14 protein-coding genes and 1 pseudogene are annotated in these 14,371 nt (G+C 59.0%); 10 read left to right on the plus strand and 5 right to left on the minus strand.

Annotation, left to right across the window (positions count from 1 at the left end):
• Positions 1 to 114: 114 nt before the first annotated feature.
• The gene (gene radC, locus JJD74_RS07715; RefSeq protein ID WP_042561750.1) at positions 115 to 789 is read right to left on the minus strand and encodes a RadC family protein; all 675 of its coding nucleotides are present in this window, start codon (positions 787 to 789) and stop codon (positions 115 to 117) included.
• Positions 790 to 924: 135 nt separating this feature from the next.
• Here radC and coaBC point away from each other — a divergent pair, with 135 nt between their 5' ends.
• The 4 genes and pseudogenes from coaBC to argB all read left to right on the plus strand — a co-directional run bounded on the left by coaBC (position 925) and on the right by argB (position 5,216).
• Complete coding sequence (gene coaBC / locus JJD74_RS07720; RefSeq protein WP_042561751.1) at positions 925 to 2,133, plus strand: bifunctional phosphopantothenoylcysteine decarboxylase/phosphopantothenate--cysteine ligase CoaBC; 1,209 nt, start codon at positions 925 to 927, stop codon at positions 2,131 to 2,133.
• Between the two features lie 5 nt (positions 2,134 to 2,138).
• Complete coding sequence (dut, locus tag JJD74_RS07725; protein ID WP_042561752.1) at positions 2,139 to 2,594, plus strand: dUTP diphosphatase; 456 nt, start codon at positions 2,139 to 2,141, stop codon at positions 2,592 to 2,594.
• Positions 2,595 to 2,889: 295 nt separating this feature from the next.
• Positions 2,890 to 4,293 (plus strand): annotated as a pseudogene (locus JJD74_RS07730) (phosphomannomutase/phosphoglucomutase); the annotation flags it as partial.
• A 17-nt stretch (positions 4,294 to 4,310) separates the two neighbouring features.
• On the plus strand, positions 4,311 to 5,216 hold the full coding sequence (gene argB, locus JJD74_RS07735; RefSeq protein ID WP_003229488.1) for an acetylglutamate kinase: 906 nt from the start codon (positions 4,311 to 4,313) through the stop codon (positions 5,214 to 5,216).
• Between the two features lie 108 nt (positions 5,217 to 5,324).
• Here argB and pyrE read toward each other — a convergent pair whose 3' ends face one another.
• Positions 5,325 to 5,969: an orotate phosphoribosyltransferase gene (gene pyrE / locus JJD74_RS07740; RefSeq protein ID WP_041071932.1), complete on the minus strand. Its 645-nt coding sequence runs from the start codon at positions 5,967 to 5,969 to the stop codon at positions 5,325 to 5,327.
• Between the two features lie 82 nt (positions 5,970 to 6,051).
• Between pyrE and JJD74_RS07745 the strand changes: the two genes are divergently transcribed.
• Complete coding sequence (locus JJD74_RS07745; protein ID WP_007920349.1) at positions 6,052 to 6,831, plus strand: exodeoxyribonuclease III; 780 nt, start codon at positions 6,052 to 6,054, stop codon at positions 6,829 to 6,831.
• 78 nt (positions 6,832 to 6,909) lie between these two features.
• Here JJD74_RS07745 and gltS read toward each other — a convergent pair whose 3' ends face one another.
• The 3 genes from gltS to rph all read right to left on the minus strand — a co-directional run bounded on the left by gltS (position 6,910) and on the right by rph (position 9,580).
• A complete protein-coding gene (gltS, locus tag JJD74_RS07750; RefSeq protein WP_200612647.1) occupies positions 6,910 to 8,118 on the minus strand; it encodes a sodium/glutamate symporter in 1,209 nt (402 codons plus the stop codon).
• Positions 8,119 to 8,462: 344 nt separating this feature from the next.
• Positions 8,463 to 8,828, minus strand: coding sequence for a DUF4870 domain-containing protein (locus JJD74_RS07755; RefSeq protein WP_042561756.1), 366 nt, complete (start codon positions 8,826 to 8,828; stop codon positions 8,463 to 8,465).
• Between the two features lie 29 nt (positions 8,829 to 8,857).
• Positions 8,858 to 9,580 (minus strand): ribonuclease PH, encoded by a 723-nt coding sequence (gene rph, locus JJD74_RS07760; protein WP_042561757.1) that lies wholly within the window; start codon positions 9,578 to 9,580, stop codon positions 8,858 to 8,860.
• Positions 9,581 to 9,850: 270 nt separating this feature from the next.
• On the opposite strand from rph, the gene JJD74_RS07765 reads away from it, so the two are divergent.
• The 5 genes from JJD74_RS07765 to JJD74_RS07785 all read left to right on the plus strand — a co-directional run bounded on the left by JJD74_RS07765 (position 9,851) and on the right by JJD74_RS07785 (position 14,346).
• Positions 9,851 to 10,714, plus strand: coding sequence for a YicC/YloC family endoribonuclease (locus JJD74_RS07765; RefSeq protein WP_042561758.1), 864 nt, complete (start codon positions 9,851 to 9,853; stop codon positions 10,712 to 10,714).
• 12 nt (positions 10,715 to 10,726) lie between these two features.
• On the plus strand, positions 10,727 to 11,347 hold the full coding sequence (gene gmk, locus JJD74_RS07770; protein ID WP_042561759.1) for a guanylate kinase: 621 nt from the start codon (positions 10,727 to 10,729) through the stop codon (positions 11,345 to 11,347).
• A 167-nt stretch (positions 11,348 to 11,514) separates the two neighbouring features.
• The gene (gene rpoZ / locus JJD74_RS07775; protein WP_016985812.1) at positions 11,515 to 11,778 is read left to right on the plus strand and encodes a DNA-directed RNA polymerase subunit omega; all 264 of its coding nucleotides are present in this window, start codon (positions 11,515 to 11,517) and stop codon (positions 11,776 to 11,778) included.
• A 57-nt stretch (positions 11,779 to 11,835) separates the two neighbouring features.
• Positions 11,836 to 13,941: a bifunctional GTP diphosphokinase/guanosine-3',5'-bis pyrophosphate 3'-pyrophosphohydrolase gene (spoT, locus tag JJD74_RS07780; protein WP_007920338.1), complete on the plus strand. Its 2,106-nt coding sequence runs from the start codon at positions 11,836 to 11,838 to the stop codon at positions 13,939 to 13,941.
• 24 nt (positions 13,942 to 13,965) lie between these two features.
• Positions 13,966 to 14,346 (plus strand): RidA family protein, encoded by a 381-nt coding sequence (locus JJD74_RS07785; protein WP_003229509.1) that lies wholly within the window; start codon positions 13,966 to 13,968, stop codon positions 14,344 to 14,346.
• Positions 14,347 to 14,371: the final 25 nt, after the last annotated feature.

Raw genomic sequence — 14,371 nt, forward strand, 5'->3', positions numbered from 1 at the left:
TAAACCTGTGGGAACTGGCTTGGCAGCGATGAAGGCGGCACATTCAGAACGAATGTTGCCTGCCGGCTATCGCTGGCAAGCCAGCTCCCACAAGGTTGCGCATGATCCTGAGACTTACATCCAGCCGCACTCCGCCATCGACAGCGGCTCCCCCTCCCCCACGATGAAGTGATCGAGCACCCGCACATCAATCAGGTCCAGCGCCTTTTGCAAACGCTTGGTCAACAACTGATCCGCCTGACTGGGGTCGCTGTTCCCGGACGGGTGGTTGTGACAAAGGATCACCGCCGCCGCGTTATTGGCCAGGGAACGCTTCACCACCTCACGGGGATGTACGCTGGTATTGTCGATGGAGCCGCGAAACAGCGCCTCGAACGTCAACACTTGATGCTTGGAGTCCAGAAACAGACAACCAAATACCTCGTGCGGCTCGTGGCGCAGCATCGATTTGAGGTAATCGCGAACCGCCTGTGGATTCTCCAGTGCGGGTTTCCTGCGCATGCGCTCAGCCAGATGCCGACGGCCCATTTCCAGCACCGCCTGCAACTGGGCGAACTTCGCCGGCCCTAATCCCAGCTCCTTGCTAAATTGTGCAAGATCGGCCTCCAGCAACACGCGCAGGCTGCCGAATTGAGTCAACAGGTGTCGCGCAAGATCCACCGCGCTTTTTCCAGTGACGCCAGTGCGTAAGAAGATCGCCAGCAATTCGGCGTCGGAAAGGCTCGCAGAGCCCTGTTCAAGTAGCTTCTCCCGCGGGCGCTCCGCCGCAGGCCAATCGCGAATACTCATACACTTTCCCTGTCTGTGGGCGCCGCTGTTCCGTAGCGGTCGCTGTGATATCTTAGCCCATCTTTTTTGCGGGCGGATTCACCCTGGGGAGGGGGTTTCGCCACGTATGTCACCCACGAAATCAAAGGCAGACCTATGCAGCGGCTGTATCGGAAACGCATCGTTCTGGGCGTCGGCGGCGGCATCGCTGCCTACAAGAGCGCCGATCTGGTTCGTCGCCTGATCGACCAGGGCGCCGAAGTGCGTGTGGTCATGACCCATGGCGGCGCCGAGTTCATCACCCCGCTGACCATGCAGGCCCTGTCCGGGCACCCGGTTCACCTGGATTTGCTCGACCCTGCCGCCGAAGCGGCGATGGGCCACATCGAACTGGCCAAGTGGGCCGATCTGGTGCTCATCGCCCCGGCCACCGCCGACCTGCTCGCCCGACTGGCCCAAGGCATCGCCAACGATTTGCTGACCACGCTGGTGCTGGCCACCGACGCCGTCGTGGCGGTCGCCCCGGCAATGAATCAGGCGATGTGGCGCGACCCCGCGACCCAAGCCAACCTGCAACTGCTTCAAAGCCGCGGCCTGAAGACGTTCGGCCCGGCCTCCGGCAGCCAGGCCTGCGGCGACGTGGGTATGGGCCGCATGATGGAAGCTACCGATCTGGCGCAGTGCGCGGCGGACTGCTTCCAGCGACAGGCGCTGACTGGCAAGCACGTCGTCATTACGGCCGGCCCGACCCAGGAAAACATCGATCCGGTGCGCTACATCACCAACCATAGCTCCGGAAAAATGGGCTTCGCCCTGGCCGAAGCGGCGGTGGAAGCCGGCGCCCGCGTGACCTTGATCAGCGGCCCGGTGCACCTGCCGACCCCGGATCGCGTCACGCGCATCGACGTGGTCAGTGCCCGCGACATGCTCGCGGCGTGCGAATCCGCGATCCCTTGTGACGTGTTCATTTCCTCGGCAGCGGTTGCGGATTACCGTCCGGAAGTCATCGCCCCGCAAAAACTCAAGAAAGATCCTACGAGCGGCGACGGCTTCGTCCTGCAAATGGTGCGCAACCCAGACATCCTGGCCACCATCGCGACCCGCCCCGATCGTCCGTTCAGTGTCGGTTTCGCCGCCGAGACCGAACATCTGCTCGACTACGCTGCACGCAAGCTGAAGGACAAGAATCTCGATCTGATCGTCGCCAACGACGTCGCCAACCCGAGCATCGGTTTCAACAGCGAAGAAAACGCCTGCAGCGTAATTGACCGTGAGCTTCACGCCACGGTTTTCGCCCAGACCAGCAAGAGCAAGATCGCTCGCCAACTGGTCACTTTTATCGCCGAACGTCTGAACCAGGTTTAATTTACATGCACGCTTTGCAAGCCAAGATCCTCGACCCACGCATCGGCACCGAATTCCCGCTGCCACAATACGCCACCCCAGGCTCCGCCGGCCTCGACCTGCGCGCCATGCTGGAGCAGGACATCGTGATCAAACCGGGTGAAACCGTGCTGATCCCGACTGGCCTGTCGGTCTACATCGGTGACCCGAACCTCGCCGCGCTGATCCTGCCTCGCTCGGGCATGGGCCACAAACACGGCATCGTGCTGGGCAACCTTGTTGGCCTGATCGACTCCGATTACCAGGGCCCGCTGATGGTTTCCTGCTGGAACCGCGGCCAGACCGATTTCACCATGGCCGTCGGCGAACGCCTGGCGCAACTGGTGCTTGTGCCGGTGGTACAGGCGCATTTCGAGATGGTTGAAGCGTTCGTCGAAACCGAGCGCGGTACCGGTGGTTTTGGCCATACCGGCACCAAATAATCCGCGTAGTGAGCTGCCACAGGCTGCGATCTTTTGATCCTGTTTTTAAACAATCAAAGTCAAAAGATCGCAACCTGCGGCAGCTCCTGCGGGGGGGGGGGGAATTTGCGTTATTTCAGCGACAGGTTTTAGCACCGCCAATCAAGGTTTTGCCGGACCAAAGCCACGCCAGCCGAGGCGTCATGGCCCTTTCACACCACGAACTCTCTGTGGAAAACGCCGTCATACCCTTCAGTTTGAGCCTGCCGTCGAGTGAATCGTCGGTGTGACCCACCACTTTCGAGATGGAGCATTTCCGCAGATGAGCACCCCAGCCAAGATTGCCCCGAAGCTGCCTGACAGCATCTTCCGCGCCTATGACATACGCGGCACCGTGCCGGAATTCCTCAATGCCGAAACCGCTTACTGGATCGGCCGCGCCGTCGGATCGCAGAGCCTTGCCCAAGGCGAGCCCAATGTGTCCGTCGGTCGCGATGGCCGCCTGTCCGGGCCGGAACTGGTCGCCGAACTGATCCGCGGTATCGCCGAGAGCGGCTGCCACGTCAGCGATGTCGGCCTGGTGCCCACTCCGGCGCTGTACTACGCCGCCAACGTCTTGGCCGGCAAGTCCGGCGTGATGCTCACCGGCAGCCACAACCCGTCGAACTACAACGGCTTCAAGATTGTCATCGCCGGCGACACTCTCGCCAACGAACAGATTCAGGCTCTGCACGAACGCCTCAAGACCAACAATCTGAGCAGCGGCAACGGCAGCGTCACCCAGGTCGAGATCCTCGACCGCTACAACACCGAGATCGTCCAGGACATCAAACTGGCGCGACGCCTGAAAGTCGTGGTCGATTGCGGCAACGGCGCGGCTGGCGTGATTGCACCGCAACTGATCGAAGCGCTGAACTGCGAAGTCATCCCGCTGTTCTGTGAAGTTGACGGCAATTTCCCCAATCACCACCCGGACCCAGGCAAGCCGGAAAACCTCGTCGACCTGATCGCCAAGGTCAAGGAAACCAACGCCGACATCGGCCTGGCGTTCGATGGTGACGGCGACCGTGTCGGCGTAGTAACCAATACCGGCAGCATCGTTTTTCCGGATCGCCTGCTGATGCTGTTCGCCCGTGACGTGTTGGCGCGCAACCCGGACGCGGAAATCATCTTCGACGTCAAATGCACCCGTCGCCTGGTACCGCTGATCAAGGAGTACGGTGGTCGGCCGCTAATGTGGAAGACTGGTCATTCGTTGATCAAAAAGAAAATGAAACAATCCGGCGCGCTGTTGGCCGGTGAAATGAGCGGGCACATTTTCTTCAAGGAACGCTGGTTCGGTTTCGACGACGGTATCTACAGCGCCGCACGTCTGCTGGAGATCCTCAGCAAGGAAAAATCCACCGCGGAGGAGCTGTTTGCGACCTTCCCGAACGATATTTCTACGCCGGAAATCAATATCCATGTGACCGAAGAGAGCAAATTCAGCATCATTGATGCATTGCACGACGCACAGTGGGGCGCAGGCGCCGACCTGACCACCATCGACGGCGTGCGAGTCGATTACGCCAAAGGCTGGGGCCTGGTGCGCGCGTCCAACACCACACCGGTGCTGGTGCTGCGCTTCGAGGCCGATGACGAGGCTGAATTGCAGCGCATCAAGGATGTGTTCCACGCCCAACTGAAACGCGTTGCACCTGATCTCCAACTACCGTTCTGATCCACCCGGAGCCCTGAATGACCCTCGAACGCGAAGCCGCCGCCCACACCGCCCAGGTCCTGTCCGAAGCGTTGCCTTACATCCGACGTTATGTCGGCAAGACCCTGGTGATCAAATACGGCGGCAACGCGATGGAAAGCGAGGAGCTGAAAACCGGCTTCGCCCGCGACATCGTGCTGATGAAAGCCGTGGGCATCAACCCGGTCGTGGTTCACGGCGGCGGCCCGCAAATCGGTGACCTGCTCAAGCGCCTGTCGATCGAAAGCCACTTCGTGGACGGCATGCGCGTCACTGACGCCGCGACCATGGACGTGGTTGAAATGGTTCTGGGCGGTCAAGTCAACAAAAGCATCGTCAACCTGATCAACCGCCACGGCGGTAGCGCCATTGGCCTGACCGGTAAAGACGCCGGACTGATTCGTGCGAAGAAGCTCACCGTTACCCGCCAGACTCCGGAGATGACCCAGCCAGAAATCATCGACATCGGCCAAGTGGGCGAAGTGGTCGGGATCAACACCGAGCTGTTGAACCTGTTGGTCAAAGGCAATTTCATCCCGGTGATCGCGCCAATCGGTGTGGGTGAGAACGGCGAGTCGTACAACATCAACGCCGATCTGGTGGCCGGTAAAGTTGCCGAAGCGCTGAAAGCCGAGAAGCTGATGCTGCTGACCAACATCGCCGGCCTGATGGACAAGTCAGGCACGGTTCTGACCGGCCTGAGCACCCAGCAGGTCGACGATCTGATCGCCGACGGCACCATCTACGGCGGCATGCTGCCGAAGATCCGTTGCGCGCTGGAAGCCGTTCAGGGTGGCGTGGGTAGCTCGTTGATCATCGACGGGCGCGTACCGAACGCGATCCTGCTGGAAATTTTCACCGATACCGGTGTGGGTACGCTGATCAGTAATCGCAAGCGTCCGTAAGTACTGGTGCAAACAAAAGACCCCGTTCAGCCTGGCTGAGCGGGGTCTTTTTTTGCCTGCAATCTCTGTAGGAGCTGCCGACGGCTGCTCCTACAGAGGGGAATGCAATTACACGCCGAACTGGGCGCGGTACGCTTCCACGGCTGGCAAATGCTGCTTGAGCTGCGGATCGTCAGCGAGGAACTCCAGCACCTGATTCAGCGAAACAATGCTGATGACCGGGATGCCGAAATCGCGCTCCACTTCCTGGATTGCCGACAACTCACCGTTGCCGCGCTCCTGACGGTTCAGGGCGATCAGCACGCCAGCTGCCTTGGCACCGTCCTGGGAAGCGATGATCTGCATCACTTCGCGGATCGCGGTACCGGCGGTGATCACGTCGTCGATGATCAGCACATCACCGGTCAGCGGGGCGCCAACCAGACTGCCGCCTTCGCCGTGGGCCTTGGCCTCTTTGCGGTTGAAGCACCATGGCAAGTCACGGTCGTGATGCTCGGCCAGCGCGACGGCGGTGGTCGCTGCCAACGGGATGCCTTTATACGCCGGGCCAAACAGCACGTCGAAAGAAATGCCACTTTCGGCAATGGCTGCGGCGTAGAACCGACCCAGCTGCGCCAAGGCCGAACCCGTGTTGAACAGGCCGGCATTGAAGAAGTAAGGACTGGTGCGCCCGGACTTCAGGGTGAACTCACCGAAGCGCAAAACGCCGCGATCGATGGCAAAACGAATGAAATCGCGCTGATACGCTTGCATGAAAAAAACCCCAAATACCACGGATTTAGCTAATTAGCTTGACGCCGTGTATCATACACGCACGCGATTTTTGGGGCCATTTATGCGGATCATCAGTGTGAACGTCAATGGTATTCAGGCTGCAGTCGAGCGTGGTTTGCTCAGTTGGCTGCAAGCACAGAATGCCGACGTCATCTGCCTGCAGGACACCCGTGCCTCCGCCTTTGAACTGGATGACCCAGCCTTCCAACTGGATGGCTACTTCCTTTATGCCTGCGATGCTGAAGTCCCCGCCCAAGGTGGCGTGGCTTTGTACTCGCGGTTGCAACCGAAGGCTGTCATCAGCGGTCTCGGTTTCGAGACGGCCGACCGCTACGGGCGCTACCTGCAAGCAGATTTCGACAAAGTCAGTATTGCCACCTTGCTGCTTCCTTCGGGGATGAACGGCGATGAGGACTTGAACCAGAAGTTCAAGCTCATGGACGATTTCGGCAAGTACCTGGACAAACAGCGGCGTAAACGTCGCGAGTACATTTATTGTGGCTCGCTGTATGTCGCGCAGCAGAAGCTCGACATCAAGAACTGGCGCGACAGCCAGCAATCCCCGGGCTTCCTGGCGCCAGAACGCGCCTGGATGGACGAGATTGTCGGCAACATGGGCTATGTAGATGCCCTGCGCGAAGTCAGCCGTGAAGGCGACCAGTACAGCTGGTGGCCGGACAACGAACAGGCCGAGATGCTCAATCTGGGCTGGCGCTTCGACTACCAGATCCTGACTCCAGGCTTGCGGCGCTTTGTGCGCAGCGCACGCCTGCCTCGTCAGCCTCGGTTCTCGCAGCACGCACCGCTGATCGTCGACTACGACTGGACGCTGACCATCTAAGCGTCGATTCAGACAAAAAAATGCCCGTATCGCGAGATACGGGCATTTTTTGTGCCTCAGACTAAAGTGGTCCGAAGCTCAGACGGCGACAAAAAACGGCAAGACCAGATACAGCTTGATCACGATGACATTGATAATGTCGATGAAGAATGCACCCACCATCGGCACCACGAGAAACGCAATCTGCGAAGGACCGTAGCGCTGCGTCACCGCCTGCATGTTGGCGATGGCCGTCGGTGTCGCACCCAGCCCAAAACCACAGTGCCCCGCTGCCAATACCGCCGCGTCGAAGTTACGGCCCATCATTCTGAACGTCACGAAAATCGCAAACAGCGCCATGACCAGTGTTTGCGCAGCGAGGATGATGAATATCGGCAGTGCCAGTGCCGCCAGATCCCACAGCTTGAGCGACATCAAGGCAATTGCCAGAAACAGCGACAGGCTGACATTCCCCAACACCGAGACTTCGCGCTCGAATACCTGATACAAGCCCAGCGCTGATAGCCCGTTACGCAGAACGACACCCACGAACAAGACGCAGACAAATGTCGGCAACTCAAATGCGGTGCCGTGCAGAAGACCATTCAGCAAATTGCCGGCCAACAGACTGACTGCAATCAGCGCCAGTGTCTCGATAAACGAGAACGGGGTGATCGAGCGCTCCTTGTTCGGCTGCTCGAAACCTTTTGGCAATCGCGGCGTTTCTTGCGGCTGGCATCCGGGCACTCGAACACGCTTGATGAGCAGGCGAGCCACGGGACCACCAATCAACCCACCCAACACCAGACCAAACGTCGCAGATGCCATGGCGAGCTCGGAGGCGGATGCCAGACCGTACTTCTCACTAAACACCGTGCCCCACGCAGCGCCTGTGCCATGACCGCCCGCCAGCGTTATCGAACCTGTCAGTAGACCCATCAAAGGGTCCAGCCCCAGCGCAGTGGCCAGACCGATGCCCAAGGCATTCTGAACCACCAGCAAGCCGGTGACCGCCAGCACGAATATGCCCACTACACGGCCACCTTTCTTCAGGCTGGCAAAATCGGCACTCAAGCCAATAGTGGCGAAAAAAGCCAGCATCAAAGGTGTTTGCAGTGAAGTGTCGAAGCGAACCTCGATGTCGAACGTTCGTAGCAACAGAAGAGCCAGCGCAACGACCAGGCCACCGGCGACGGGCTCAGGAATATTGTAATTACGCAGAAAAGCAATACGTGTAACAAGTCCGCGCCCTAGCAAAAGCACTAGGGAAGCGGCCACAAGCGTTCCATAAAAATCGAGCTGAATCATTGGGATTATTCTTGGCTAGATATTCAGAGGCGAACTTTATACCTGTCCACACCTCATGAATTGGCTGACTTTCTCAACACTGATTGAATTGGATTTCAAGGACCTTCGCTGGCCTGAATACATCGAAATATTCTGCAGGAATATGACGTGCGGGGACTTTAACAACCACTCCGCCTGATTGCCAAGGACATGGGCAGTACTATGTTGGCGCAGTTGTGACTAAAGATGTAAGAGGCTGATGTATATAGCAATCTCAACTACCGCTCATCGCAGCAAGATCATTCCTACACACTTTCGAAACGGCTTTAATTGCAAAAATGCAAATCTTTTGCAGGCGTTGATCGCTACTTGATCAGGCGCCAGGTAAACGGATAACGATAGGGAAAACCTTCGTTAGCTTTCACACCACCGATGATCGCCAAAACCAACGCAGCAATGGTGACCAGTCCATAAAGGAAGAAACCTACGATGACCAGCATCAGCAGAATGCAGATCGCGGTAACAATTGCGACGGTGATCTGAAAATTCAGCGCCTCTTTGCCCTGTGCATCGATAAACGGATCCGACTCACGTTTCATCTGCCACAGAATCAGCGGCCCGATCAGATTGCCGAAAGGAATCCAGATCCCCAGCAAGGCGGACAAGTGACAAAACATCGCCCACTGACGAACCTCCTGGCTCGGTTTGGGCAGCAGCTCTTGGTCACTCATCGCGTCCTCCTTGCGGGTTATCAACCTGATCAGTCAGCCAGTGCTGACTTCTGCAGTTCGAAGATTTCGTTCATGCCTTTCTTGGCCAGTTCCAGCATGGCGTTCAGGTCTTCTGGCTGGAACGGCGCGCCTTCAGCAGTGCCTTGCACTTCGATGAAGCCACCGGAGCTGGTCATCACCACGTTGAGGTCGGTTTCAGCGGCGGAGTCTTCAAGATAGTCCAGATCCAGCACTGGCTCGCCTTGATACATACCCACCGATACAGCGCCGATCATTTGCTTGAGCGGGTCGCCGCCCTTCAGGCCGCCGCGCTTCTTGATGACCTTCAACGCATCGACCAGGGCCACCATGGCGCCGGTGATGGAGGCGGTGCGGGTGCCGCCATCAGCCTGAATCACGTCGCAGTCGACATAAAGGGTAACGTCGCCCAGCTTGGACATGTCCAGCGCCGCGCGCAGGGACCGGCCGATCAGACGCTGGATTTCCAGGGTGCGGCCGCCCTGCTTGCCGCGACTCGCTTCACGCTGGTTACGCTCGCCGGTGGCGCGCGGCAGCATGCCGTACTCGGCAGTCAACCAGCCCTGACCCTGGCCTTTGAGGAAACGCGGCACGCCGTTTTCGACGCTGACGGTGCAGATGACTTTGGTATCACCGAATTCGACCAGTACGGATCCCTCGGCGTGTTTGGTGTAGTTGCGGGTAATGCGGATCGAGCGGAGCTGATCGGCAGCGCGACCACTTGGACGTTTCATAGGAAATACCTGTACTGGGGACGGAAAACTGCCGAGCATTATAGAGCGGTGCACCGCCACTGGGCACGGGTTAAAAATCCGCGAGGACGACCGAAGGGCCTCAAACACTTATTACCGACGGGCTGCAGCCCTTTGTCACACCGTGTGTTTGGGCGCATTCGCCGCACTGCGCTACAATCCTGCGCCTTTGCTGCCAGTCGGCTTAAATTCATTGATATCGCGCCTGCGGAATTCGGTTTCCGCGCCGATTTGCATTGCGAGGTCACCGCCATGGTGCACAGCATGACCGCCTTCGCCCGCGTCGAAAAAGCCGGCGCACAGGGCACCCTGAGCTGGGAATTGCGCTCGGTCAACAGTCGCTATCTGGAACCGCACCTGCGTCTGCCGGAGTCGTTTCGCGAGCTTGAAGGCGCCGTGCGCGAAGCCCTGCGTCAAGGCCTGTCGCGGGGCAAACTGGAATGCACCCTGCGGTTCACTGAAGAAAGCACCGGCAAACCGCTGCAAGTTGATCGCGAGCGCGCCGCGCAATTGGTCGCCGCAGCCGAAACGATTGCCGGTCTGATCAAGAATCCTGCTGCACTCAATCCGCTGGAAGTGCTGGCCTGGCCCGGCGTTCTGGTCGCCGATGCCAGTGACCCGCAAGCACTGAATGCCGAAGCCCTGGCCCTCTTCAATCAGGGGCTGAAGGAACTCAAGGCCGGTCGCGAGCGTGAAGGCTCGGAGCTGGCACGGCTGATCAACGATCGCCTGACTTCCATTGAAGAAGACGTCGTGACCCTGCGTGAACTGGTTCCGCAGATGCTCGCCACCCAACGCCAGAAAGTCCTCGACCGCTTTGCCGACATGAAGGCCGAGCTGGATCCGCAGCGCCTGGAACAGGAAATGGTCATCCTCGCGCAAAAGAGCGATGTGGCCGAAGAACTTGATCGTCTGAGCACTCACATCATAGAAGTACGCCGGGTGCTTAAATCCGGCGGTGCAGCCGGACGGCGCCTCGACTTCCTGATGCAGGAGCTCAACCGCGAAGCCAATACACTGGGCTCCAAAGCCTTCGACCCGCGCAGCACCCAGGCGGCCGTCAACCTCAAAGTGTTGATCGAGCAGATGCGCGAACAAGTACAGAATATTGAGTAAGGCTACCCCGACATGACCCACAGCACCGGCACCCTGTACATCATTTCCGCGCCATCGGGCGCGGGCAAGAGCAGCCTGGTCAAGGCTTTGACCGATGCCAACCCGGAGATCCGCGTGTCGATCTCCCACACCACCCGCGCCATGCGCCCGGGTGAAGTGAACGGCGTGAACTATCACTTCGTAACCCGCGAAGCCTTCGTAAAGATGGGCGAGCACGGTGACTTCCTCGAACGCGCCGAAGTCTTCGGCAACTTCTACGGCACCTCGCAAAGCCATCTGCAACAGACCCTCGATGAAGGCCACGACCTGATTCTGGAAATCGACTGGCAGGGCGCCGAGCAAGTGCGCAAGCTGATGCCGCAGGCACGCTCGATCTTCATTTTACCGCCATCGTTGCAGGCCTTGCACCAGCGTCTGACCAATCGCGGCCAGGACAGCGACGAGATTATCGACGGGCGGATGCGCGAAGCGGTCAACGAGATGAGCCATTACGTCGAATACGACTACCTGATCATCAACGACGACTTCGCTCATGCGCTGGACGATCTGAAGGCGATTTTCCGCGCCAATCAGTTGCAACAGAAACGCCAACAGGTGCGTTTCGGCAAATTACTGGCCGAATTGCTCGGTTAATCAGCGCTTCCCAAAAGCGCTGCAAGGGCTTTACATTGGCACTTGCAGCGCGTTGAAGAGGTTGATCAAAAAATCAGCGCTTCCCTAATCGCTGGTGTTTTTTTAAACTGCTCAGTCCGCTCGCCCAACCGGGCAGCGCGCATATTGCATTCGCTCCGAGGAATACCATGGCCCGCGTAACCGTTGAAGACTGCCTGAACCACGTGGAAAACCGTTTTGAGCTGGTCATGCTCTCTACCAAACGTGCCCGTCAACTGGCCACCGGCGGCAAAGAGCCACTGGTTCAGTGGGAAAACGACAAGCCTACCGTTGTAGCGCTGCGTGAAATCGCTGAAGGCCTGATGAGCTACGAGTTCATCGCCGAGCAGGAAATCGTCCAGGATGAACCGCTGTTCGCAGCGTTCGAGGACGAGTCCAACGAGGCCGTCTAAGCCTATGCCTGGTCGACGTAGCACGGCGCGGGGTCACAACGTACGGCAGGAGTCATCATGCCGAGCATAGACGCCCTCGCCGATCGCTTATCGACCTACCTCGGCAATGACCAGGTCAACCTGGTCCGCCGAGCGTATTTCTACGCCGAACAAGCCCACGACGGCCAACGCCGACGCAGTGGCGAGGCGTACGTCACGCATCCTCTTGCCGTGGCAAATATCCTTGCCGACATGCACATGGACCATCAGAGCCTGATGGCTGCGATGCTGCATGACGTGATCGAAGACACCGGTATCGCCAAAGAGGCGCTGCAAGCGCAGTTCGGTGAAACCGTGGCCGAACTGGTCGACGGGGTCAGTAAACTGACCCAGATGAACTTCGAGACCAAGGCCGAAGCCCAGGCTGAAAACTTCCAGAAGATGGCCATGGCCATGGCACGCGACATCCGCGTGATCCTGGTCAAGCTCGCCGACCGCCTGCACAACATGCGCACGCTGGAAGTGCTGTCCGGAGAAAAACGCCGCCGGATCGCCAAGGAAACCCTCGAAATCTACGCGCCCATCGCCAACCGGCTGGGCATGCATGCCATTCGCATCGAATTCGAAGACCTCGGCTTCAAGGCCATGCACCCGATGCGTTCCGCGCGGATCTACCAGGCGGTCAAGCGCGCTCGGGGCAACCGCAAGGAAATCGTCAACAAGATCGAAGAATCCCTCGGCCATTGCCTCGCTATCGACGGCATCCAGGGCGAAGTCAGCGGTCGCCAGAAACACCTCTACGGCATCTACAAGAAAATGCGCGGCAAGCGTCGGGCCTTCAACGAGATCATGGACGTCTACGCGTTCCGGATCATCGTCGACAAGGTCGACACCTGCTACCGCGTACTGGGTGCTGTGCATAATTTGTACAAACCGTTGCCGGGGCGCTTCAAGGATTACATCGCGATCCCCAAGGCCAACGGCTATCAGTCGCTGCACACCACGCTGTTCGGCATGCACGGCGTACCGATCGAGATCCAGATCCGCACCCGCGAAATGGAAGAGATGGCCAACAACGGCATCGCCGCCCATTGGCTGTACAAATCCAGCGGTGACGAGCAGCCGAAGGGCACTCATGCACGCGCCCGCCAGTGGGTCAAAGGCGTGCTGGAAATGCAGCAACGGGCCGGCAACTCGCTGGAATTCATCGAGAGCGTGAAAATCGACCTGTTCCCGGACGAGGTCTACGTGTTCACGCCAAAAGGCCGGATCATGGAGCTGCCGAAAGGCTCCACGGCCGTCGACTTCGCCTACGCGGTGCACACCGATGTCGGTAACAGCTGCATCGCCTGCCGGATCAACCGCCGCCTCGCACCGCTGTCCGAACCGCTGCAAAGTGGCTCCACGGTCGAGATCGTCAGCGCTCCCGGCGCACGACCGAACCCGGCCTGGCTCAACTTCGTGGTCACCGGCAAGGCGCGCACGCACATTCGCCATGCGCTGAAACTGCAGCGCCGCTCCGAATCCATCAGCCTCGGCGAACGCCTGCTGAACAAGGTACTGAACGGTTTCGACAGTTCGCTGGAGAAGATTCCGGCCGAGCGCGTCAAGGCGATGCTCACCGAGTACCGCCTCGAACTGATCGAAGACTTGCTCGAAGACATCGGTCTAGGCAATCGCATGGCCTACGTGGTCGCCCGTCGCCTGCTTGGCGAAGGCGAGCAACTGCCTAGCCCGGAAGGCCCGCTGGCGATTCGCGGCACCGAAGGTCTGGTGCTGAGCTATGCCAAGTGCTGCACGCCGATCCCGGGCGACCCGATTGTCGGGCACCTGTCGGCGGGCAAAGGCATGGTCGTGCACCTGGACAACTGCCGCAATATCAGCGAAATCAGGCACAACCCGGAAAAATGCATCCAGCTCTCGTGGGCCAAGGATGTCACCGGCGAATTCAACGTCGAACTGCGTGTCGAGCTGGAACACCAGCGCGGCCTGATCGCCCTGCTGGCCAGCAGCGTCAACGCAGCCGATGGCAATATCGAGAAAATCAGCATGGACGAACGCGATGGTCGTATCAGCGTCGTCCAACTGGTGGTCAGCGTTCACGACCGTGTGCACCTGGCCCGTGTAATCAAGAAACTGCGCGCACTGACCGGGGTGATCCGCATCACCCGCATGCGTGCATAAGTCCACCATTACAAGGAGTCATGCATGACCAAGACAGTTATCACCAGCGACAAGGCCCCGGCCGCCATCGGCACTTACTCCCAGGCGATCAAGGCTGGCAACACCGTCTACATGTCGGGCCAGATCCCGCTGGACCCAAAAACCATGGAACTGGTTGAAGGCTTCGAAGCCCAGACCGTCCAGGTGTTCGAGAACCTCAAAGCCGTGGCCGAAGCCGCCGGCGGTTCATTCAAGGACATCGTCAAACTGAACATCTTCCTCACCGACCTGAGCCACTTCGCCAAGGTCAACGAGATCATGGGCAAATACTTCGACCAGCCGTACCCGGCACGCGCCGCCATTGGCGTTGCTGCCCTGCCAAAGGGTTCGCAGGTTGAAATGGATGCCATTCTGGTCATCGAGTGATGCGCACGGCGCGGCCTTCATACGC

Source organism: Pseudomonas sp. MF6776 (assembly GCF_016613125.1).
GTDB classification, from domain to species: Bacteria; Pseudomonadota; Gammaproteobacteria; order Pseudomonadales; family Pseudomonadaceae; genus Aquipseudomonas; species Aquipseudomonas iridis.